Source organism: Paenibacillus naphthalenovorans (genome assembly GCF_900099895.1).
In the GTDB taxonomy this organism is placed as follows: Bacteria; Bacillota; Bacilli; order Paenibacillales; family NBRC-103111; genus Paenibacillus_G; species Paenibacillus_G naphthalenovorans.
This window is the reverse complement of record NZ_FNDY01000001.1, coordinates 370,314-392,127: the sequence shown is the minus strand read 5'-3', so window position 1 is coordinate 392,127 and position 21,814 is coordinate 370,314. Positions and strand designations below refer to the sequence as shown.

The window sequence follows — 21,814 nt, the reverse complement described above, 5'->3', positions numbered from 1 at the left end:
CCCCGACCGTCGGCTGCTAAGCTGAAATTCAAAAAAGCACACGCCGCCAAGGTTCCCTCGAACCTTGAAACAGCGGTGCTTCCGCTTAAATAATGAATTTGATATATCATCAATCTAATATCCCGCGAACCATCAGCGGGTTTTCACCAAAAACAAGGTAAGCTCTTCGCGGTTATGAAAAAGCTGCTTCGCTTTTTGCAGCTCCAGCTCGGGAGACAGATCTTGAATGACCTCGCGGATCGATTGAAATGCTTTTTTGTTCATCAGCTTCACGGTAATAATGGCCGTTCCGCCCGTCTTCAAAGCGTAAAGCAACCCGCGGACCAGCTTGGCCATCTGCCGGTGACTCCAGCTCATATCGCAAACCAGCAGATCGAAGGCGTCTGCCGCAAACACCACTTCATCCGCTTTTTTGGCATGATACGTAAGGTTCGGATGACTCAAAAGCCCGGCATCCAGCTTGGCCGGATCTACCGCCGTCACCTTCAGCCCCAGCTCCAGCAGCAAGGAAGTCCACCCGCCCGGCGCCGCCCCGATATCAAGCGCGGACCGGTACTGCGTAAAATCAAGGCCAAACGCCTGCTCCGCTTCCAGCAGCTTGAATTTGGCCCGGGATACCTGCCCATCTTCCCTGCGGAAGCGAACGGCTCCGCCGGACCAATCCGATAAGTTCTCTTCCGGACGCGACATGCCGTAATAAACGGTATCTTTTGTCAAAAAGAGCGACAAAATGAAGTCCGCTCCTTTGACCACGGGCTCCGCGGTATAATCAGATGAAAGCCTCTCATCCACTGCGGTCTTGACAACGGAAGAGGAAATGTCCGGTGCGGCATCCTCCGTTTTGCGGACCTGCACCGCAATCTTACTGCCGGTGTACGGAGGAGATGCAGACAGCCGTTCGACAACAAAGCCCATGAGCGAGTCCATGGAACCGTTCCATGACGTTCGTGCGTCAACAGGCTGCATATGCCTTAAAAAAACCGGTTCATTGCCCGTGATCCTGCGAATCGCTTCTTCCCTATCCGTTTCGGCTGCGAACAGAAAGACTTCCCCGGGAACGATCCATTCGGACTTTACCGATCCCAGCAGCCGACGCAGCTCTTCCTGCGCCTGCTGAGCAAATCCCCTGTTGGCAGTTCCGATAAAAACGCCTGCGTTCATCATAGTACCCGAATCCAGGGCCGGTCCCCGGACCAATCGATGCGGATCGGAACCTGAAACGCCTTATATAAATTGTCTTCCGTAAGCACCTCTCGCTTTAAGCCGGAAGCAATCAGCTGCCCTTGCTCAATCAGCGCCACATGAGTGAACATCGGAACAATTTCCTCAATATGGTGCGTCACGTAAATGACCGTCATCTGCTGCTCACCAAGCTCATTGATGTTTTCCAGCAGCCTTTCACGCTCAAAAAGATCAAGCCCGGAACAAGGCTCATCCATAATGAGGATCGATGGCCGTGTCATCAGCGATCTGGCTAGCATCACTTTTTTGCGCTCTCCCTGCGAAAGCGTACCCAGCGGTTGATCCGCAAGGTGGCGCAGCTTGACGTCACTCAGCATGTGGAGCGCCTTTTCTTTGGCCTGCACAGGTATTTCCTCATAGAACCGCAGGAATCCGAATTCTCCGGTGGCGACCACCTCCCAAACGGAATCTGCAGGGTTCAGCTTTTCATAAAGCGATTGGCTGATGTACCCGATTTGTTTCCGTACCTCGCGCACGTCGCATTGTCCATATGTATTTCCGAGAACCTGTACTTTGCCTCTGCTCGGAAATTCATATCCGTTCATCATCTCCAGCAGCGTCGTTTTTCCCGAACCGTTCCTTCCGAGAATGACCCAATGCTCTCCGGCTTGGATCTCCAGCTGAACTCCCGATAAAATATACCTGTCTTCCCGGATAAAATGAATTTGCTGTAACGATAAGACCTGTGACACCAGTGACCACAACCTATTCTTTGACGTTTTGGGCAATCTCCTCAAGCAGCGCATGCGGCATGGGGCCATTCACCACAAGGACATGCTCGGGCTTGTTCGCATATAAAGCTTGAAACATATGTTGCCTTCCCGAATCGCTGGATGTGTGTAAATAAATGCGTTTCGGGTAACGGTTTGAAGCAACGATGCCTCTGACGACATCCATCCCGTTAGGCTTGCCCCATCCAAGGTCGTAATCGAGCGAAAGCACATCCACCTCGCATTCCTGCAACAGAAGAAGGCATTCTTCCGCACTGCGTGCATGCAGGAATCCCTTCGGACAAGTCCGATAATCGTCCAAATAAACATGAATCACCCTTCGCTCAGCTCCTTGACATAACGGATTTCCCCGGCATGCGTCGTCCCTCGCATCAAAGGCGTTTCCAGGACAACCGGAAGATTCATGCTCTTGAGGCGTTGGGAACGCAGCAGCGGAAGAAAAAGCGCTTCACCCATTTGGCCTTTGCCGATCATGGCATGCCTGTCTTTGCATGCGCCGCGCGCATATACGGAATCGTTCAGATGGATGGCGCGAAGATGCGGCAAATAGCCAACGGCCTCGGCATGTCGTTCCCACTCCGGCCAACCCGCCGGGAGCGCCGGGAACAATTTGGAGGCAAAGGCATGGCACGTATCGAAGCAAAAACCGATCAGTTCGGGCCTCCGGCATAATCCCCGAATCTGTACAAGCTCTTCCAGGGTTGTCCCCATCAACGAACCTTCCCCCGCTTGATTCTCGATCAGCAGCAAGGCGCGACCCGGATATCCCGCAAGCACCTCATTAATACATTCTATAATATTTTTATAGCCTTGTAACGGGTCCTTGCCTTTGTATTTGCCAAAATGAACAACGACGCCTACCGAACCGCATGCATCCGCAATTTCGAGATCGTTGCGAAGAGAAGCGATCGTCGCCTGCCGCAGCTCGCCCTCGTCTACTGCAAGGTTGGTTGGATAGGGCGTATGAGCGATGGTGAGAATGCCATGCTCGCGGCAGTACCGCTCGCAGCTCTCCGCGTCACTGCGATTGTATGCCTTCACCATCAGGCTGCGCGGGTTTTTGGGGAAATATTGAAATGACTGCGCGCCCAACAGGACCGCCGTCCTGGCCGCTTCCAGGTAACCCTTCCGAATACTGATATGGCAGCCGAACCTCATGTCCTCTCCCCCTTACCGCTGGCAGCCCAGGCAGCAAAAGGATTTCTTCGAGGAGACATCCTGCCTCACGATAGGACGTCCGCAGCGTACGCACGGCTCCCCCTCACGGTCATATACGCGGCATCGGCTGTCGAAGCCTCCAGTTAACGTATCTCCCGTAAAAAGCGGCATTTCCATATACCCGCCATAATGCGTCGCCTCGATCAGCACTTCTCTCATGGACCGGTACAGCCGGCCAAACTCCAGAGAGGTTAAATCGAACGGACGTCTTGAAGGCAGCAGTCCGGCATGAAAGCAAATTTCATCACTGTAGCAGTTTCCGATACCCGCCAACAAGCTTTGATCCGCCAGATTGCTTTTGAGTGTGCCTCTCTTCACTCGCAGCCGTTCTTCAAACCTCTCCGCGGTAAAGCCGGGATCGAGCGGTTCCGGCCCGAGCTTTTCCATAAGGGCGGAAGCTTCCTCGGCCTCATAAAGATGCAAATATCCCAGGCGGAGTCCTATGCAAAACAAATGCCGGTCTCCAAAATCGATCCGCACCTGAACGGTTCGCTCAGGCGCTTCTTCCATCGTGCCATAAAATATCATGCCCCCCAGCATCAAATGGAGCACCAGGACTTTGCCTGAGGTCAAAGGAAACAGCAGATGCTTGGCTCTGCGATCCACCGTCCGGACCGCTTGGCCTGTCAGTTCGCGTTCAAACCGCAGCGGAGATACGTTGATCGACTTTTCGCGTCCAATCTCCGTGCCGGTAATCGTCCGTCCTGCGATTCGTCCGTTCAGCAGGATGCGGTAATTTTCCATTTCAGGCAGCTCCGGCAACGACTTCACCTTCCTCAACTTTTCGATCTTTCACTAGATTTCCAAGAGGAAGGGAAATTATACCTTAAAGAGGCATCGACAACTGCTCGAATCCGGGGGCGGGCTGCCGTTTTCTTGATGGCTTCGTCACGGAAGGAGACCAAACGGAAGTGGTGGATGAAGCCGACTTTCTTTTCAGCCGTTCAATCCTTTTTTCCAGTTCTGCCGCTTCGTTCCCCGCCTCCTTCGACCCAGCTTCCCGTCTCACGGCTCCCGTCCGGTTTCCGCTGCGCTTTAGCGCGCCTTGGCGCCATACGAGATCGAGTGCCAGCTGAGCGTACTCCAAAGCCGGCTTCCACTCCTTGGCTTTATGTTCGTAATACATAGACAGCTCTATATAAGGCTCCAAGGATGCGGTTCGGCTTCCGCCCTTGCAGGCGATATAATGCTTCCAAAGCAGGCATGCCTCAGACAGCATACGCCGCCGCTTGAAAAATTGAGCCAGAGGCAGCAGGCAAGCATCCACTTCGCCTGTTTCTCTTTGGGCAATGTCTGATAGAAGTTCCTCCGCTAACGCGCTCAAAGCCTCGTCGGCCTGCGCCCTCATCCCGATTTTATCCAGCCACAGCCCGAGCCGGAACCACTCTTCCCTGCCGAATTCACGGGCATGCATCCAATCCAGCTTTCCGCTCAGCAAGGCGGCAAAATGCACGGCCAACCCGGCCAACGATAGAACGTCCAGCTCGTTGTGAACAAATACGCCCTTTAAAATCTCAGGGTCCCGCTCTGCCAAATATTTAAAATAAAGCGCCGGCGCCAGCGATCCCGGGACATCGTTGTCCCGGTACACGCCCAGCCGCTCCTCCTCGATATGGCCTAATCGGCAGGACGGCAGCGTATGCTTCCATAAGCTTCGGGACGGATACAAAAAATCGATATGCCCTGCGGGCTCCGCCTGCAGCGGCATCCGGTTCATAATGTACCGGTTCTTGACGATGGGCCAGTCAAACGATTTGCCGTTATAAGAAATAAGCACCGGACGGCTTTTCAGCTTGTTTTGAAGGTAACCAAGCATGGCCGCTTCTTCCCCGGGATGCCGGATCAGCATTTGCTCGACCGTGAAACGGTCCCCTTCATAGAACCCGATCCCGATCATGAAAGGGACATTGCCGGCGCCATGGCCCAGACCGGTCGTTTCCGTATCCATGAAAAGAAGGCGTTCGTGCGGCATGCCCGACGTTTCGGCAGAACCGGTCCCCGGTTCTTTGGCAGCCAGCAAACGCCAAAGCTCATCCCCGCTGTTTGCCAAATCTCCCAGCCGGCTCCCGCCGTGCCGGTATTCGGCCTCATAGGTATTCCGGCGCAGCACGAAATCGCCCCATTCGCTTTGTTCCATGACCGCGCCAACCGCACTCCACTCGTCCGTAGAAGGATTTTCGCTTGGAGTGACCGGCACGGCCGTCTCCTCAGGCCGCTTATGCCGCAACAGCCTTTCCCTGAGCGAGCTCATCCCGCTCCCTCCAGTCGACGCAGCAAGCCAAGCGACAGCTGCTTCCCGGTCATCCCCACTTCCTCGATCGGACCGACACAAGCCGGGCAGCCGCTAAGGCAGCCGCATGAAGAAATAAGCCGCTGCGCTTCGGCAAGCAGCTTACCATGCACTTCGTAGAGCCGTTCACTGAGACCTACACCGCCCGGATACCGATCATAGAAGAAGATCGTCGGCTGCTTGTTATGCACGGCTTTTACCTGCGGGACGACGCGGATATCCTGCGGGTCGCACATCAAATACAGCGGAGCGATATGCACCAGGACGTTGGACAGCCCGAGAAGCGCAAACTGCATATCGTTCGCCGTCATCCCGGAAGCCGCTTCTTCATCAAATGTGAACCAGTAGGAGCTGGTGTGCAGTTCTTCCTCAGGCAGATGAATCGGTCCAGATCCAATGTTTTCATGAGTCCCCAGCTTGATTTTTTTGAAAATCGTCGCTTTTGCGTTTACCGTCACTTCTCCATACTGCCTCAGCAGTCCCCTCTCGGCCGCTTCCCGATGAACGTGCAGCACCTTCAACTGAACCGCCAGATTGGCGTCCGTAAAGTAATCGACGTTCACTTCGCGGACATACGCTTTCTTCTCTTCATAATCCAGCTTCTCCACTTGAAACTGCACGCCCTCGTGAATATAGATCGCTTCTTCATGGATCAGCGTTGGCGCGCTGAACCTGTCTACCTCGCCGAGAACACGCGCACCGTTGGTCATATCGATGATAATAAAATTTTCCTGCGCGGCGGAGCGCAAGCTGATATCGTGCGCCGGAAACGACTGCTCCATCCAATGCCAACGGTTCTTTACCCGGTGCAGTATCCGCTCCTCCGTCAAAAACTCCAAAATGTCCTTAAGCGATTCGTCCCCGAACTTCTCATTCTCCTCGAAGGGAAGCTCATATGCGGCGCACTTCACATGATCCACCAGGATGATAAGGTTGTCCGGACTGATCCGCGCCTGCTCCGGCGGGCGTTCAAAGAAATACTGGGGGTTTTGGATCATGTATTGATCCAGCGGATTGCTGCTCGCCACAAGAAACGTAATCGAGCTCTCCTGTCTGCGGCCGGCGCGGCCCGACTGCTGCCATGTGCTGGCGATCGTTCCCGGATATCCGTTTAATACGCACGCCTGAAGCTGCCCGATATCGATGCCGAGCTCGAGCGCGTTCGTGCTCACAACACCGCGGATTTCCCCGCTGCGCAGCCCCCGCTCGATCTCGCGCCTCAGCTTGGGCAAATAGCCGCCGCGGTAGCCGCGTATCGATTTGGCGCCCAACTCGTGGGCGACAAGCTCCTGCAGATATGTAAGAAGGATCTCCACCCGCACGCGGCTGCGCGCAAACACAATCGTCTGAATACCCTGCTTCAGCAGCAGGCCGGCAAGCTTTCGCGTCTCCAGCACGCTGCTCTTGCGGATGCCCAGCTGCTCGTTGACGACGGGCGGGTTATAAAACACAAAGTGCTTTTCTCCCGATGGCGCCCCATTGTCATCCACCAGCGCCACTGGTTCGCCAATCAGGCGTTCCGCATGCTCCTTCGGGTTATCGACCGTTGCGGAAGCACAGATAAACTGCGGATTGGAGCCATAAAAACGGCAGATTCGCTTCAATCTCCGGATGACATTGGCGACATGGCTGCCGAATACTCCCCGGTAGGAGTGAACTTCGTCAATCACGATAAATCGGATATTTTCAAACAGCTTCACCCATTTGGTATGGTGAGGAAGTATTGCGGAATGGAGCATATCCGGATTCGTCACTACGATATGTCCGGCGTTGCGGATCGCCTGGCGCACGGCGGGCGGCGTATCCCCATCGTACGTGTGCGTCTTAATATCCGCTCCCATAACATTCGCAAGCTCCTGCAGCTCGGCAACCTGGTCCTGGGCCAGCGCTTTGGTCGGAAACAAATAGAGCGCCCGCGCGCTCTCATCCTTCAATATTTCCTGCAGCACAGGAAGGTTGTAGCAAAGCGTCTTCCCGGATGCCGTAGGCGTCACCGTAACGACGTTCCGTCCGGCGCTCACTTCACGGAAGGAGTAGGCTTGGTGTGTATACAGCTTTTCGATTCCTCTTGTCTCAAGCGCTTCTCGCAGAAGCGGATTTAACTCGTCAGGGAACGGCTCGTACCGCCCTTCCCGAGGCGGAATCGTATGCCAGTGCGTCACCTGAGACATCAGCTCAGGCGTCGCCTTGATCAAATCTATCAATTCATTTATGGAAGCAACCTTTCCGGTCAATGGGTTCATCTTTTCGACTCCTTTTGACGGCAGCGTTACTACCATTATATAGAATACATGTTCGTATTACAATTCCTTTTTGCATTTGATCTGCCAAAAGACCTTTTAGCAATGACATATGCCGGCGGATTTCACAGCCTTAATAATATTTAACATCATAAAATATTTATATGATAAGATTTTTGAAAGGATTAGCCCAGACGTCACCCTATGGCAGTCTTTATCGTGATCCTTGCCGCACGGCCTATTTTTCCCTGAAATAAAAATATAACCCGAGCCGATGGGTTTCGGCTCAGGTCTTTTTTACTTAAACGCGAAAGATGTTGAATATTACCCTTGCCGGCACCCATGGCCGCGCAGGATTGTGTCACTTCCTGCGCTTTCCCGGGCAATTAGGAAAACCCTTAGAGCAAATCAGAGGAATCATCGTAATCGTAACGAAGCCTGTCTTGAGAAGCCGTCGTCTGTAAAGGGGGCGATACCATAGCTGCTGCCGCATTCGTTTTGAGCTTGTCCAGCACTTCATGAAATTTCCATGCCTCTGATTCTTCGCCCTGCGAACGAATTGCGATTTGCAGAGCCTGTTCTATGACGGCGATATCCTGACTTGTGAAAGCCATACCGCAATCCCTCCTCCACATTTTTACTGCAACTATTCTTGCCCAATCCCCTGTTCTTCATACTTTTTTGTGAATCTAAACCTCTTCTTCTCCCTTGGTTCCGGAACGCATTCGTCTATTTGAACCAAATATATATCGGGACGAAAAGTACGCTGGTGATAATCGCCGTTACTCCCATGGCAAACCCACTAATGCTTCCTGCCAGCTCCGAGTCCCGGATCATCCGGGCTGTACCGATGCCGTGGGCGGCGGTACCGATGGCCGTGCCGAGTGAAATATCCTCTCTTACCCCGGCCAAACGCAGCAAAGCCGGTCCGAGCAAACTTCCGATCAGTCCCGTCAACACCGTCATTGCCGCCGCGAGCTCGGGTATGCCCCCTGCTTGTCGTGCAATTTCCATAGCTACCGGGGAAGTCACGGACTTGGGCATCATCGTGATCAGCAGCTCGCGGCTGCCTCCCAAGCTCCAGACTAGCCCGGCCGACATCATCAGCGCACTTACTGAGCCTACGGTAACGCCAGTGATGATAGGCAAAAAGTTCCGTCCAATTCGCTGGGCGTTCTTGTAAAGAGGGACACCCAGCGCGACTGTAGCCGGACCGAGCAGGAAAACGATGTAGTCCCCGCCCTTTTTATAGGCTTCATAAGGGATCCGCATCAACATCAGCACCGCAATGATCAGGATAGACGAGATAAGAAGCGGATGCAGCCCTTTCCACTTTTGCTGGCACTTTAAAGCGACGGCATAAGCGATCACCGTTAACGAAATGCCGAATAACGGCTCGGCGCTAAGCTCTTGAACGGTCATAACGGCGTTCTCCTTCTTTCATCTTCCTGCCGCTCATCAGCTTCACCGTCCAACCGGTGAAAAGCAGCACGCCGAACGTACTCATGAACAGACTGATCACGATCGTCAGCGCCTGCTTCCCGATCAAGGAGAAAAACACCATCGTTCCAGCCACAATCGGCGCAAATAACAGGAGCATATGCCGAATCAGGAACTGGCTTGCCTCTTCCACCCATGACACCTTAACGATTTTCAGAAATAAGCTGAGCGTAAATAGAATCAAGCCAATAACATTGGCGGGTAAAGGCACTCCGAACCCTTCATGAAGTACCGTTCCCAGCATATAAAAAACAAGTAATATGGCAAATCCCATCATAATTTTCGTACTCCTTCCAATGATGGCCGTATACCGGACTCGCCGTATGCATAATTTGCCCTTTCGGGTGGTATCGTAAAATTGGCGCAATGCCACTAACGTATTGACACTAACCAAAACGGGAGTTGAATCATCATGGCCAAGCCGGACAATCGTGCGGACAACGTAGAACACCTGCAAAAAAACATTAATCACACCATCGAAAACATTGAAGAGACTGAAGCCTATTTGGACGAGCATGCCGAGGAAATCAGCCCGGAGGAACAGCAACAGATCGAATCCAAAAATGACCGCCGCCGTGAAAGCTTAGCCGCGTTCCGTTCCGAAATCAAAGACGAAGCAAACGAACAGAACGAAGAGTAAACCGCATAAATACCTCCTCCCCCTTCAAAGGGGAGGAGGTTATTAGCTTTGCGGCTATGCATTCGTTGATCTCCGCGATACAGGGATTTCAAAACGAAAATGATCATAGGCCAGGTACGTCTCCTCATGGACAGTACGAGCCTCCGCCGTTAATTGTTCCGCCAGCTCACCTTGATAACGCGAACTAATGTGCGTCAAAATTAACGTTTTCGCACCGGCCTCCCGGGCTGTACGTGCGGCGTCGATCGCCGTCGAATGATCATATTTTACAGCCATCTCTTTTCTCTGCTCCGCAAATGTCGCTTCATGGACAAGCACATCCGCAGCCTCTGCAAGCTTCACCGCATGAGTGCACGGCTGGGTATCGCCCAATATCGTCACCGTGCGGCCGGGAATGGATGGACCGATAAACTCCTGTGCATACAGCACCTTGCCATCCGGCAGTTCGATGTTTTCTCCGTTCTTGATTTTGCCGAACAGTGGTCCCGAGGAAAGTCCAAGCTCCTTCAAACGGGCTGCATCCAGCTTTCCTTTTTGCGGTTTTTCGGTTATGCGATAACCATAGCTGTCAATGCGGTGCACCAGAGGGGCCGCCGTAACGGTCAGCTGCTCGTCTTCAAATACAAGGAACGGCTCCGATTCTTTAAATTCTACGATGTCGATCTCATAACTCAGATGGGAATCGCTCACACGAAGCGCCGTTTCAATGAATTCTTTAATTCCCTTTGGACCGTAAATGGTAAAGGGACTCTCTCCCCCTTGGTAGGATCGGCTTGACATCAAACCGGGAATACCATAGATGTGATCTCCGTGCAGATGGGTAATAAACAGCTTTTCCAGCTTGCTGATTTTGACCGGAGCCCTGAGCACCTGATGCTGCGTTCCTTCCCCGCAATCGAACATCCAATAGACGTTTCTCTCCGCCAGCAGATTCAGCATCACGGAGGTAACATTACGTTCCTTGGAAGGCATTCCGGCACCCGTTCCCAGAAAATAAAGTTCCAATATCCATCGACTCCCGTTTCGTTAAAGTCCAATCAGTGAAAAGAGTGGAGCGTTCACGCTCCACCCTGTATAGCATACCCCAAATCGGCTTTAGGCGTTAAAATATCTGGCATCGGGATGTGCAAATACGATGGCGGATACGGAAGCCTCTGGCTCCATCATGCTGCCTTCCGTCAGATGAACGCCGATATCCTCAGGGTGCATCAATGCGAAAAGCTGCTGCTGATCATCCAGGTTCGGACATGCGGGGTAACCGAACGAAAACCGCTGCCCGCGGTATTTGGCTCCGAACCTCTCCTGCATGGTCATCTCCGCCGGATCCGGGAAGCCCCATACGTCGCGCATCATTTGATGGATGCGCTCGGCGAATGCTTCCGCCGTTTCAAGAGCGGCCGCCTGCAATGCGTGAGAACGCAGATAATCGCCTTTCTCACGCCATTCAGCCGCCAATTCGCTGATCCCATGGCCGGCTGTGACGACAAGGAAACCGACATAATCCATCTCGCCGCTTTCTACCGGCTTTAAGAAATCGGCCAGACAGAGATAAGGCTCTTTTTGCTGCCGCGGAAAACTAAATTTCTGCAGCACCTTGGTATGATCTTCCGGGTCGTAAACCAGCACATCGTCGCCATCGGCCTGAGCCGGGAAGAAGCGATACATACCGTGGGCTTTAATAATGCCTTCACGCTGCGCTTCGAATAAAATCTGATCTACCGTTTCCTTCAACTGAACAGCTTTCGGGTCCTTCTCGGCCAGCAATCGATCGACTTTACCTTTCAGCCCCAAATGGTGTCCAAGCAGCATCTGCATGTTGATATAAGGCATCAAATGACTGATCGGATAATCGCGCAGCACGCGGCGTTCCAAATCCGGCGGCTGCTGTACCGGCACCGTCCGGTCTAACGTAGATACCTTCACCCGTGTCAGCTCAGGCATTTGCTCTTCCTTACGCCCGGATTCCTTCACATCCGACTCCATGCTTTCTCTCAGCTCACGAATCAATTGCTGCTTTTGTTCCGGGTCGCTGAGCTTGTTCGCGATTTCCAAGCCATCCATCGCGTCTTTGGCATAAAGGACAAGGCCGTCATATTCCGGAGCAATCCGTGTCTTGGTAAACTTCCGTGTTAATGCGGCTCCGCCTACAAGAATAGGAACATCAATTCCCGCATTCTTCAAGTCTTGAGCGGTAACGATCATTTGCTGTGCCGATTTGACAAGCAGTCCCGACAGACCGATCGCATCCGCCTTCTCTTTGCGGTACGCTTCAATCAACTGCTCGGGCGGAACTTTGATGCCCAAGTTGATAATTTTATATCCGTTATTGGACAAAATGATTTCGACGAGGTTTTTACCAATGTCATGTACATCGCCCTTCACCGTTGCCAAGATGATTTTTCCTTTGACGGCGCTCTCCGTCTTTTCCATGAACTGCTCCAAATGCGAAACCGATGCCTTCATCACTTCAGCACTCTGCAGTACCTCGGCTACGATGAGCTCGTTGTTATTGAAAAGCCGTCCGACTTCCTCCATCCCTTTCATCAGAGGACCGTTAATGATCTCAAGCGGCGAATATTTTTGCAGCGCGTCGTTCAAATCCGGAATCAGGCCTTCTTTGGTGCCTTCTACCACATAAGAAGCCAGACGCTCCTCCAAGGTCAGATTGGAAATCTTCTCTTTCTTCTCGACCTTCTTGCTGCGGAAATGCGCAACAAACGCGGCCAGCGTATCATCATTGGTATCATAGATGAGGTTTTCCGCCAATCTCCGCTCTTCTTCAGGAATGGACGCATAACGTTCCAGCTTCTCCGTATTGACAATAGCGTAATCCAGTCCTGCCTTCGTACAGTGGTACAAAAAGACGGCGTTAAGCACTTCACGCCCAGCCTCCGGGAGACCGAACGAGACGTTGCTGAGACCGAGGATCGTTTCCGTATCCGGCATCGCTTCCTTGATCATGCGAATGCCGTCAATCGTTTCTTTCGCCGATCCGATATACTGCTGATCACCCGTACCTACAGGAAAAACGAGAGGGTCAAAAATGATATCGTTCGGGTTCATTCCATATTTGTTCACAAGCAGATCATAGGAGCGCCGGGCAACCTCCAGTTTGTCTTTCGCTGTAATAGCTTGTCCCCGTTCGTCAATAGTACCTACGACAGCAGCTGCGCCATATTTATGAATGAGCGGTACGACTTTCTCGAACTTCTCTTCGCCATCCTCCAGGTTGATCGAGTTAATGATCGCCTTGCCCTGAGAATACTTTAGGCCCAGCTCAATGACCCGGTGGTCCGTGGAGTCGAGCATCAGCGGTACCTTTACTTTCTTGACGACAAGCTCCAGAAACTTCTGCATATCCGCCATCTCGTCGCGATCCGGATCCTGCAGGCAGACGTCGATCACGTGGGCTCCGCCCTTCACTTGAGCGCGGGCAATTTCCGACGCTTCCTCATACTTGCCTTCAGCAATCAGGCGCTTAAATTTACGCGAACCTAGAACGTTTGTTCTCTCTCCAACCATGTACGGACGATTCGCGTCTTCAATATATACCGTCTCTATCCCGGAAACGGCCGGCGGGTGAGTCCCTCTATGCACCCGAGGCTTGTATGAGCTGAGCGTCTCCGCCAAGGCTCGAATATGGTCAGGCGTTGTACCGCAGCAGCCTCCGGCAATGTTCAGCCAACCCTGCTCGGCGAATCCCGCCATCTTCATCGCTAACGTCTCCGGAGATTCATGGTAATTTCCGTTCTCATCCGGCAGTCCTGCATTCGGGTAACAGCTGACGGCCGTACCGGCGATATCAGCCAGCGTCCGAATATGATCCCGCATAAATTCCGGTCCCGTCGCGCAGTTCAAACCGATCGAAATCGGCTCCAAATGCTCGAGGGAAATATAGAACGACTCGATGTTTTGACCGGCAAGCGTCGTCCCCATCGGTTCGATCGTACCGGAAATCATCAGAGGAAGCTTTCTGCCCATCTGATCGAACGCCTTGCGAATGCCGATGCTTCCGGCTTTCACGTTAAGCGTATCTTGGGAAGTCTCCAGCAGCAGCGCATCTACGCCGGCTTCGATTAACGCCAGCGCTTGTTCATAATAGCTGTCGATCAATTCATCGAATGTGACGCCGCCTGTGACCGAAAGCGTCTTGGTTGTCGGACCCATGGCGCCTGCCACATAACGCGGCCATTCCGGTGTACTGTATTTATTAGCTGCCTCGATAGCCAGCTTGGCTGCAGCCAGATTGATTTCCCGGGCACGATCCTGCAGACCATATTCCGCGAGCACCACGCTGGTAGCTCCGAAGGTATTGGTCTCAACGATATCCGCGCCTGCGGCAAAATAAGCTTCATGAATTTTACGGATAATATCCGGTCTGGTAAGAACAAGGATTTCATTACACCCGTCCAGCTCTTCCCCGCCGAAATCTTCCGCAGTGAGATTTTCCTGCTGGATCATGGTACCCATGGCACCATCCAATATCATAATTTTCTTTTGTAATTGCTCTTGCAAGGATGACTTATCCATCAATAATCCCCTTTCAAACTGCCGCCATACCTGTCGTCTCTTTTTCTCAACCAGCATCTCTTTCGTCGCTGTCGAATAAACACGAAATTCAGCAAATCGTTTATCCCTAAAGTGTACCAGAAACATGCCATGATGAAAAGGAACTTCCATCATGTTCAACAGCTCACGATGCAAAAAGATTGAAATCTTTCTCCAATACTCATCGACAGATGTGGCACCTTTCACTATAATATATATAGAAACGAACAATTCTTATAGGAGAAGAGGGATTTACCATGGCAGAAATCAGAATTCGCAATACCAACGAACGAATCACCGGCGAGCAAAATGTCAAGGCATTTTTGGATAAGCAAGAGGTGCTGTATGAACACTGGAACGCTGCGAAGCTGCCGGCTGAGCTTCAAGAAAAATTTGTACTGACCGATGATGAAAAAGCGCAAATTTTATCCACTTTCGATGCGGAAATCCGCGATCTTGCAAACCGCCGCGGGTACCGGACATGGGACGTCATCGCTCTTTCCGATGCGACGCCCAACCTGGATGAACTGCTTAAAAAATTCGAGCAGGTGCATACGCATACGGAAGATGAAGTGCGCGCCATTACAGCAGGTAAAGGCATATTCATTATTAAAGGCAGCGACGATGTAGGCTATTTTGACGTCGAACTGGAAGCAGGTGATGTCATTTCCGTACCGGAGAACAAGCCTCACTTCTTCACTTTAATGGAAAACCGCCAAATCGTGGCCGTTCGCCTCTTTATTGAAACGGAAGGCTGGATTGCACATCCGTTCGAGGATCCGACGTTCCAGAAGGCATAATTAAATAACAATGAACCCCGCCATATAAGGAGGCCACGGAAGAACTTACACTTTTCTCGGGGCAGCCAAAGCAGGACGACGAAAAAGGGACCGTCCCAAAAGTAGCTTTTAGCTACGCAGGGACGGCCCTGTTTTCTTAACTTCTCGTTTCCATACAGAAAAAAAGGTCGAGTAGAGGGCTATACTTGCTCTCTTACTCGACCTTTTTGGTTCATCGCCGCCCACTTTAATAAATTATGGGCAAGGGAAAGCCACCCGACCTCCAGGCTCACTTTGGGCAAGCCGCGAAGCAGGAAACGCCGGAAGTTCCGGTTGTTTTTCATTTGTCCGAACACACTCTCCGGTTCAATCATGCGTCGAACCGACAACGCGTAGCCTTCCTCACTTCGCAGCTTTTCCCGCCTCTGCTGCTTGTAGCGAAGGTACTGAGACTCCCCCGGATTTCCCGGTTCCCTTTGGCTTTCGTGCAGGCATCCTTCAAAGGACAGCCTGTGCACCCCCGACTCCGGAATAGTGCTCCAGCTTGACGTACTTCTCCTCGACAAGCAAACCCAAAATGGCTGTAAAAACCGTTTCGAGAACATCTTTCATCCGCTCGGAGCGGAAGCGGTTAATGGTGCGGAAATCCGGCCGCTGTCTGGCCGCAAGCCACATGAACATGATATTTTCGCGGACGGCTTTGCGATCTGACGAGAGGAATAGATTCGCTGGGTGTAGGCGTACACGATGACTTTCGTAAGCATTTTCGGTTGGCAGCTATCCCGCCCCCCACCCGGGTAAGCAGCCGCAAAGATGTTGTCGTCTAACCGATTAACCGCATCATTGACAATGCGGACCAGATGCCCCGCGGGAATATCTTCTTCTAAATCCATTTGAATGGTTGATCGTCACTTCCATTTTACCAAGGTTTGGCTTCTTTTTGTTTTACAAAATTGAAAAGGGGGTATCCCCGTCACCTCAGTGACCTCCATCCGATTCAAGATTCCGAACAATATGGTCAATAAGCGGCATCGAGTACTATTAGGGACTATAAAGACTATGAATGGCCGGAACCAGTACTTCCTAAATTCAGAGAGCATTAAAACGAAGTAACCGACTTCAATCAAGTAGGTTATTTTTTTCATATATTGAACTTTTTACTAGCCAGTTGCTCTAAGACTGAGTCAAACCGTACGGGGGACGGTTTATATCCAAAGGCTATTGGGTGGAATGACTCATTGTATGGGGTATCAGGCCAAACGATTTCTAAAGAGAAAATAGGGGAACAATTAGGTGTGATCACAAGCATTAATCTTCCCATGCCAATAAAATCAGGTGAATCGAATAGCTTAATTATACAGGAAAAAAGGTACAGCCTTCTCATTTATTTTAGGGACTGTACCTTTTTTTAATTCAAAGGGACTTTTTCAGTGGCCTCCCCTAACAGAGGGGTTTTCTTTTACCTACAATATGATGAAGTATTAGGACCAATTTACAACGAATCGATGACCGATTGAATCTCACGCAAGCTTTTGATTTCGTGCGACGGTACGATGTCATCCGTACGCTTTAGACCGTGGCGGTTGATCCACATATTGCGCATACCGACGGTATTGGAGCCGAGAATATCCGTCGTCAGCTTATCCCCGATCATCACACCTTCATCCGCTTGAATCCCTAACAAACCCATTGCGTGTTCAAAGATCGCAGCCGCCGGCTTCCCTTGACCAAAATCTCCGGAGATGACGATATGATCAAAATACGGAGCAAGCTCAGGAACGCCTGCCAGCTTTTCCTGTTGCAAATCGGGCGAACCGTTCGTCAAAAGGAGCAGCTGGTACCGGCCCTTCAGCTGGTCCAGCACCTCGAATGTTTCCTCATAGACGATGGGGCGATTTCTTCGTTCTACGGGAAACAGCTCTCCAAGTTTATAGCCAAGCTCCTTGTCTTCAATGCCTACCGCTTTCAACCCGCGTGTCCAAGACTCGGTACGGTATTGGGGAGCCAGCGCTTGAAGCTTGCGAAATTCTTCTTGTTTCCCTTGGGTAAAATGCGCCCAGAGTCCTTCAAACGGGTTAATTCCGATCATTTTTGTGAACGGGAACGTCTCGTACGATTCATATAAAGCGCGGGCTTCACGTCGTACGGCTTCCTCCAACTGATCCGGATCCACTTGATAATGTTTAGCCGCTTCAGCACAGGTTGCTTGAAAAGCTTCTTTCACACTGCGGTCATCCCACAGCAGCGTATCATCCAAATCAAAAAGTACTGCTTTGATCGCCATAAAAAGTGTTCCTCTTTCCAGATGTTAATCTTGTATTAACGTCACGTTGTATTTTTCAGCATACTCCTGAAGCTTGATTCTAGCGGAATCGATCGGAAACATATGATAGATCTTGGTGAAAACCCACCGTTTTCCTTTTGCCTTAAAGTTAATGACTATCGCGTCTTTGCTTATGGTAATATCCTTGATTTGGTCCGCGTCATAAAAACGGTCCCCTCCAAATCGGCGGGAAGATAAGGTTTTTTTATCGATTTTCAAAAAAGGGCGCCGAATCCAATAAATCAGTAACGCCAGAAATATATAGCTTGCTCCTGTAATCCAATACAGCTGTTCTTGCCCGGGTTGATTCCGAAACACGATAAAGCAAAAAACACCGGTAGCCACGAGCAGCATCGGCAAAAACCAGCTCCGGCCTTTGAATATGACCGAACCGTCGGCATTTACTCCCGATATCTCACCTTTTCCGCTCTTCCTCCGCTGCATATTAGAAATTTTCGTATTTTTACGAACCATACGTTCCCACTTACGTGACATGATGAGTGCCCCTTATATCGTCATTTACACCTTGCGCGAAAATTTATCAATAAATCGGGTTGGATATTCGTATTCCAGAGCGCTTACATCATCCAGACGCTGCCACAAGGAGTCGTCCAGCTTCCAATCCACCGCTCCCATGTTTTCCTCGAATTGTTCCAATGTCCTCGCGCCAAAAATAGGAGAAGTGATGCCCGGTTTATGAATCAACCAGTTCAATGCCACCTGAGCCGGGGTCTTGTCCGTCTCATGGGCAACCGAAATCAATTCATCCAGAATGCGGAAGTTTTTCTCCGTATTGCGAATTTCCCAACGGCTTTCTCCCGTTTTAGACGCCAAACGCCCTTCCGTCGGTTCCTGTCCACGAACATATCTTCCTGTCAAGAAGCCGCCGCCAAGAGGAGCCCAAGGGATCACACCAACGTTTTCCTCCAAACAAAGAGGCAGAACCTCACGATCCATCGTACGGCATACTAAACTGTACTGCGGTTGAATGGAGATAAAACGGGCATAACGATTAAAGTCACTGATGCTTAATGATTTCATCAGCTGATAGGCCAAAAAGTTGGAGCAGCCGATATACCGTACTTTGCCTGAAGTAACCAGATCATCCAAAGTTCTCAATGTTTCTTCTATGGGCGTAATTTGATCCCATACATGCATTTGATATAAATCGATATAATCAGTGCCTAATCGACGAAGACTGGCTTCCACACCGTCGAGAATATGTTTTCGGGATAAACCGACGTGATTGACATTATTACCTGTAGGAAAGCGTACCTTGGTCGCCAAGATCACATCGGAACGACGCTCCCGAATCGCTTTTCCCACGATCTCTTCGGAAACACCGGAGACATACACATCCGCCGTATCAATAAAGTTTCCTCCGCGATCCAAAAAACGATGAACCATTTCAATCGAGTCTTGTTCGTTTGTCGTATTTCCGAATGTCATTGTTCCTAAACAAAGCTCGGAAACGGCAATTCCGCTTTTGCCCAAAACACGATAATTCATCCCTTAACCCCCCTTCTTACTTCTTCTCTTCCTGATCAACAAACTTGATGTTATCCAGTTGACCACGCAAGGAGGTTTTAAAAGAATCGATATACTTCCTTCTTAATCCATTGCGTTCATCCAGTTCGGCATCGGTTAGCCCTTCCGATTTCGCTTTGCGGGCCAATTCGTTAATTCGCCGCACCAATGCATCATGATTCGATTCACTCATGCCGATCCTCCCGGTAATGTCATTTCAAATTATACTTTGACATTACCGAATCTGATTGTCAAGAGAAGCAATACGGCACATGCGCAGCGATTAGGGAAGCAACAATTTTTGTCCTACTTGCAAATGGGAATTCTTAAGATGGTTGATCCCTTTGATCTGATGTATATATTCCCTTATATCCTGTCCTTGGTCCGCATACTGAGAGGCAATGCTCCAAAGCGTGTCCCCCGATTCAACCTCCACGTAAGAATACATCTGAGGCTGCGAGGATGCCGCATGAACATCTTGGTCAAAAAAGAAGCTGAACATCGTAGAGATAAAGAACACTGCACAAAAAAGCAAGGCACCCAAAACGGTAGCACGAACATATGTTCCCTTATTATTATTATCATTATGCTTGGTTAGCATTACCTGGCGGGAATGATAGTTATGTATAAGCCGAGAATTTTGAATCATCATGATCGACCTCCAAACATTTGTTCTGTTTTTAATCTATCAGGAACATTTGTTTGTGTCAACCGTTTATTCGAACTTATGTTTGTACGAACTCCGGTTCTATGTTATACTTCTAAGTAATGATTACCAAAAATGGAGTGATGATCTTGAGCAAAATTTCCAATCGGCAGCAGGCGATTCTAGACTTTATCAAGAATGAGGTCAGAGAAAAAGGCTATCCCCCTTCAGTAAGAGAGATCGGAGAGGCTGTGGGACTGGCCTCCAGTTCCACAGTTCACGGGCACTTGGAACGATTGGAAAAGAAAGGAATGATTCGCAGAGACCCGACGAAGCCGAGAGCTATTGAAATATTGGACGGAAGCTCGGCGGACGGCGCATTCTCCGTATCGGTCGCCAGAGTGCCTTTGATCGGGCGCGTTACCGCCGGCGTACCTATTACCGCGACGGAGAACATCGAGGATTACTTCCCGCTGCCCAGCCATTATGTAAAAAATGATAACGTCTTTATGCTAAGCGTAATCGGAGAAAGTATGATCGAGGCCGGTATTCATAACGGGGATTATGTTATCGTACGCCAGCAGCAAACCGCCAATAACGGAGATATTGTCGTTGCCATGACCGAAGACGATGAAGCGACAGTGAAAACCTTTTATAAGGAAAAGGATCATATTCGACTGCAGCCTGAGAACCCGACGATGGAGCCGCTGAGACTCAAGAACGTCACGATCTTGGGCAAAGTCATTGGTGTATTCAGAAATATTCAATAATTTTTTCCCTTTCACCGCCGATTCCGCCGGTTGAAAGGGATTTTTTATATCAACGCATTTATGGCGAGTCTTTGGAAAGCGAAGAAGGATTTTACCGCTGAAATCCACTTTTTATGAGCCCAGTGCAACGCAGGAAATCTTGTTGAGCGTTTGCAAGCATATGATCTGCGTAAAATAAGCCTGTTCCGGCGTTATGCGGATAAGCGGCTTATTTAGGCTTGTTTATATATGATCCTCAATTAGAAAAACCAAAAATCTACGTCGTCACCATAGCTCCACCGTTGACATGGACAACCTCACCGGTCACATAGCTGGAATCATCTGATGCCAGAAACACGTAAGCCGGAGCCAGCTCGAACGGCTGCCCTGCACGCTTCATCGGAGTATCCAGGCCGAAGCGCGATACCTCATACGCCGAATAGCTGGAGACGATCAGCGGAGTCCAGATTGGCCCCGGAGCGACGGCATTGACCCGAATTCCCCGTTTCACCAAGGATAGCGCCAGCGAACGCGTGAACGAGACGACGGCTCCTTTTGTGGAAGAATAATCGATCAGCTCGGGTGCACCTCTATATGCGGTGATCGAGGCCGTATTCACAATCGCGCTTCCCGGCTTCAGATAGGGAAGCGCGGCTTTCGTCATATAGAACATCGGGTAAATGTTCGTGCTGTACGTATTGTGCAGCTGTTCGGCGGAAATGTCGGACACGCTTTCCTGCGGAAACTGAACGGCCTGATTCAAAATCAAGATATCGATTTTTCCAAAGGTGCGGAGCGTTTGATATACCGCTTCCCGGCACACCGATTCCACCCTCAGGTCGCCGGGTATGAGCAAGCATGCTCTGCCGAGCTGCTCGATGCGCTGTTTTGTTTCGTATGCGTCCCGATGCTCATATAAATACGGGATGGCTATATCAGCTCCTTCCTTGGCAAAGGCGACGGCGACCGCCCGACCGATGCCGCTGTCACCGCCGGTAACGATTGCAACCTTGCCGCGCAGCTTGCCGCTGCCGACGTAGTGCGGGTTTTCAAAAATCGGACGGGGCGTCATTTTGTACTCCAGTCCGGGCTGCACCGGCTGATGTTGAGGCGGGAATGCAACCGGCTCCTCGGTACATTTCGTTTCTTTTCCATAATAGGGATAAACGGGTATCATATTGACCTCCTGAACTTCTTATTCAGATGGCCTATTGTATTCCAGCAGGATCGTAACTGTGCAGCCTAGCTGGAACTTGCGTCCACTCCGCTAAGGGAAAAAGCGATGGCCGCGCCTATGGAGCCTCATTCTACTTACAGAGGTCAGCCAAAATAACAAATAATGCCCACAAAAAGAAAAATCCCTTAACGCTTAAAGCGCCAA

Annotated in this window: 21 protein-coding genes and 1 pseudogene; 3 read left to right on the top strand and 19 right to left on the bottom strand. The window is 50.8% G+C overall.

Annotated features, from left to right (window positions below; translation table 11 throughout):
- Positions 1-132: 132 nt before the first annotated feature.
- The 10 genes from BLT35_RS02000 to BLT35_RS01955 all read right to left on the bottom strand — a co-directional run bounded on the left by BLT35_RS02000 (position 133) and on the right by BLT35_RS01955 (position 9,465).
- Positions 133-1,164 carry an SAM-dependent methyltransferase gene (locus tag BLT35_RS02000; protein ID WP_074726882.1) on the bottom strand — a complete coding sequence of 344 codons (1,032 nt, stop codon included), beginning with the start codon at positions 1,162-1,164 and terminating at the stop codon, positions 133-135.
- Positions 1,161-1,934, bottom strand: a complete 774-nt coding sequence (locus BLT35_RS01995; RefSeq protein WP_074726946.1) for an ABC transporter ATP-binding protein — start codon at positions 1,932-1,934, stop codon at positions 1,161-1,163. The genes BLT35_RS02000 and BLT35_RS01995 overlap by 4 nt, the downstream gene beginning before the upstream one ends.
- A 13-nt stretch (positions 1,935-1,947) precedes the next feature.
- Positions 1,948-2,289, bottom strand: coding sequence for a cyclic-phosphate processing receiver domain-containing protein (locus BLT35_RS01990; RefSeq protein ID WP_074726881.1), 342 nt, complete (start codon positions 2,287-2,289; stop codon positions 1,948-1,950).
- The gene (locus tag BLT35_RS01985) at positions 2,286-3,131 is read right to left on the bottom strand and encodes a deoxyribonuclease IV (protein WP_054818226.1); all 846 of its coding nucleotides are present in this window, start codon (positions 3,129-3,131) and stop codon (positions 2,286-2,288) included. Before BLT35_RS01985 ends, BLT35_RS01990 begins: the two co-directional genes overlap by 4 nt.
- Positions 3,132-3,143: 12 nt before the next feature.
- Positions 3,144-3,953, bottom strand: coding sequence for an Fpg/Nei family DNA glycosylase (locus BLT35_RS01980; protein ID WP_062408726.1), 810 nt, complete (start codon positions 3,951-3,953; stop codon positions 3,144-3,146).
- A gap of 64 nt (positions 3,954-4,017) precedes the next feature.
- A complete protein-coding gene (locus tag BLT35_RS01975; RefSeq protein WP_074726880.1) occupies positions 4,018-5,442 on the bottom strand; it encodes a ribonuclease H-like domain-containing protein in 1,425 nt (474 codons plus the stop codon).
- Positions 5,439-7,724, bottom strand: a complete 2,286-nt coding sequence (locus BLT35_RS01970) for a DEAD/DEAH box helicase (protein ID WP_074726879.1) — start codon at positions 7,722-7,724, stop codon at positions 5,439-5,441. The genes BLT35_RS01975 and BLT35_RS01970 overlap by 4 nt, the downstream gene beginning before the upstream one ends.
- A gap of 395 nt (positions 7,725-8,119) precedes the next feature.
- Positions 8,120-8,335, bottom strand: coding sequence for a hypothetical protein (locus BLT35_RS01965; protein ID WP_054818223.1), 216 nt, complete (start codon positions 8,333-8,335; stop codon positions 8,120-8,122).
- A 115-nt stretch (positions 8,336-8,450) separates the two neighbouring features.
- Positions 8,451-9,143 (bottom strand): LrgB family protein, encoded by a 693-nt coding sequence (locus BLT35_RS01960; RefSeq protein ID WP_074726878.1) that lies wholly within the window; start codon positions 9,141-9,143, stop codon positions 8,451-8,453.
- A complete protein-coding gene (locus BLT35_RS01955) occupies positions 9,124-9,465 on the bottom strand; it encodes a CidA/LrgA family protein (protein ID WP_254777496.1) in 342 nt (113 codons plus the stop codon). Before BLT35_RS01955 ends, BLT35_RS01960 begins: the two co-directional genes overlap by 20 nt.
- 168 nt (positions 9,466-9,633) lie before the next feature.
- Between BLT35_RS01955 and tlp the strand changes: the two genes are divergently transcribed.
- The gene (gene tlp / locus BLT35_RS01950; RefSeq protein WP_074726876.1) at positions 9,634-9,861 is read left to right on the top strand and encodes a small acid-soluble spore protein Tlp; all 228 of its coding nucleotides are present in this window, start codon (positions 9,634-9,636) and stop codon (positions 9,859-9,861) included.
- A gap of 54 nt (positions 9,862-9,915) precedes the next feature.
- Here the strand turns inward: tlp and rnz are convergent, their stop codons facing one another.
- The gene (rnz, locus tag BLT35_RS01945) at positions 9,916-10,866 is read right to left on the bottom strand and encodes a ribonuclease Z (RefSeq protein WP_054818221.1); all 951 of its coding nucleotides are present in this window, start codon (positions 10,864-10,866) and stop codon (positions 9,916-9,918) included.
- A gap of 90 nt (positions 10,867-10,956) precedes the next feature.
- Positions 10,957-14,391, bottom strand: coding sequence for a methionine synthase (metH, locus tag BLT35_RS01940; protein WP_062410939.1), 3,435 nt, complete (start codon positions 14,389-14,391; stop codon positions 10,957-10,959).
- 275 nt (positions 14,392-14,666) lie between these two features.
- Here metH and BLT35_RS01935 point away from each other — a divergent pair, with 275 nt between their 5' ends.
- Positions 14,667-15,209, top strand: coding sequence for a 1,2-dihydroxy-3-keto-5-methylthiopentene dioxygenase (locus tag BLT35_RS01935; RefSeq protein WP_054818220.1), 543 nt, complete (start codon positions 14,667-14,669; stop codon positions 15,207-15,209).
- A 179-nt stretch (positions 15,210-15,388) separates the two neighbouring features.
- Here BLT35_RS01935 and BLT35_RS28020 read toward each other — a convergent pair.
- The 6 genes and pseudogenes from BLT35_RS28020 to yneA form a co-directional block, all read right to left on the bottom strand.
- A pseudogene (locus tag BLT35_RS28020) lies at positions 15,389-16,081 on the bottom strand (transposase).
- A 599-nt stretch (positions 16,082-16,680) separates the two neighbouring features.
- Complete coding sequence (locus BLT35_RS01920; RefSeq protein WP_074726874.1) at positions 16,681-17,472, bottom strand: HAD family hydrolase; 792 nt, start codon at positions 17,470-17,472, stop codon at positions 16,681-16,683.
- A gap of 24 nt (positions 17,473-17,496) precedes the next feature.
- Entirely contained in the window at positions 17,497-18,006 is a 510-nt protein-coding gene (locus BLT35_RS01915) for a hypothetical protein (RefSeq protein ID WP_171005805.1), read from the bottom strand.
- Positions 18,007-18,030: 24 nt separating this feature from the next.
- Complete coding sequence (locus BLT35_RS01910) at positions 18,031-19,020, bottom strand: aldo/keto reductase (protein ID WP_062408735.1); 990 nt, start codon at positions 19,018-19,020, stop codon at positions 18,031-18,033.
- 16 nt (positions 19,021-19,036) lie between these two features.
- Positions 19,037-19,231, bottom strand: coding sequence for a DUF896 domain-containing protein (locus tag BLT35_RS01905; RefSeq protein WP_054818217.1), 195 nt, complete (start codon positions 19,229-19,231; stop codon positions 19,037-19,039).
- Between the two features lie 90 nt (positions 19,232-19,321).
- A complete protein-coding gene (gene yneA, locus BLT35_RS27430) occupies positions 19,322-19,690 on the bottom strand; it encodes a cell division suppressor protein YneA (protein WP_254777494.1) in 369 nt (122 codons plus the stop codon).
- 143 nt (positions 19,691-19,833) lie between these two features.
- Between yneA and lexA the strand changes: the two genes are divergently transcribed.
- Positions 19,834-20,454 carry a transcriptional repressor LexA gene (gene lexA, locus BLT35_RS01895; RefSeq protein WP_062408736.1) on the top strand — a complete coding sequence of 207 codons (621 nt, stop codon included), beginning with the start codon at positions 19,834-19,836 and terminating at the stop codon, positions 20,452-20,454.
- Positions 20,455-20,710: 256 nt separating this feature from the next.
- On the opposite strand, the gene BLT35_RS01890 is transcribed toward lexA, so the two are convergent.
- Positions 20,711-21,610, bottom strand: a complete 900-nt coding sequence (locus BLT35_RS01890) for an SDR family oxidoreductase (protein WP_074726873.1) — start codon at positions 21,608-21,610, stop codon at positions 20,711-20,713.
- Positions 21,611-21,814 lie beyond the last annotated feature (204 nt).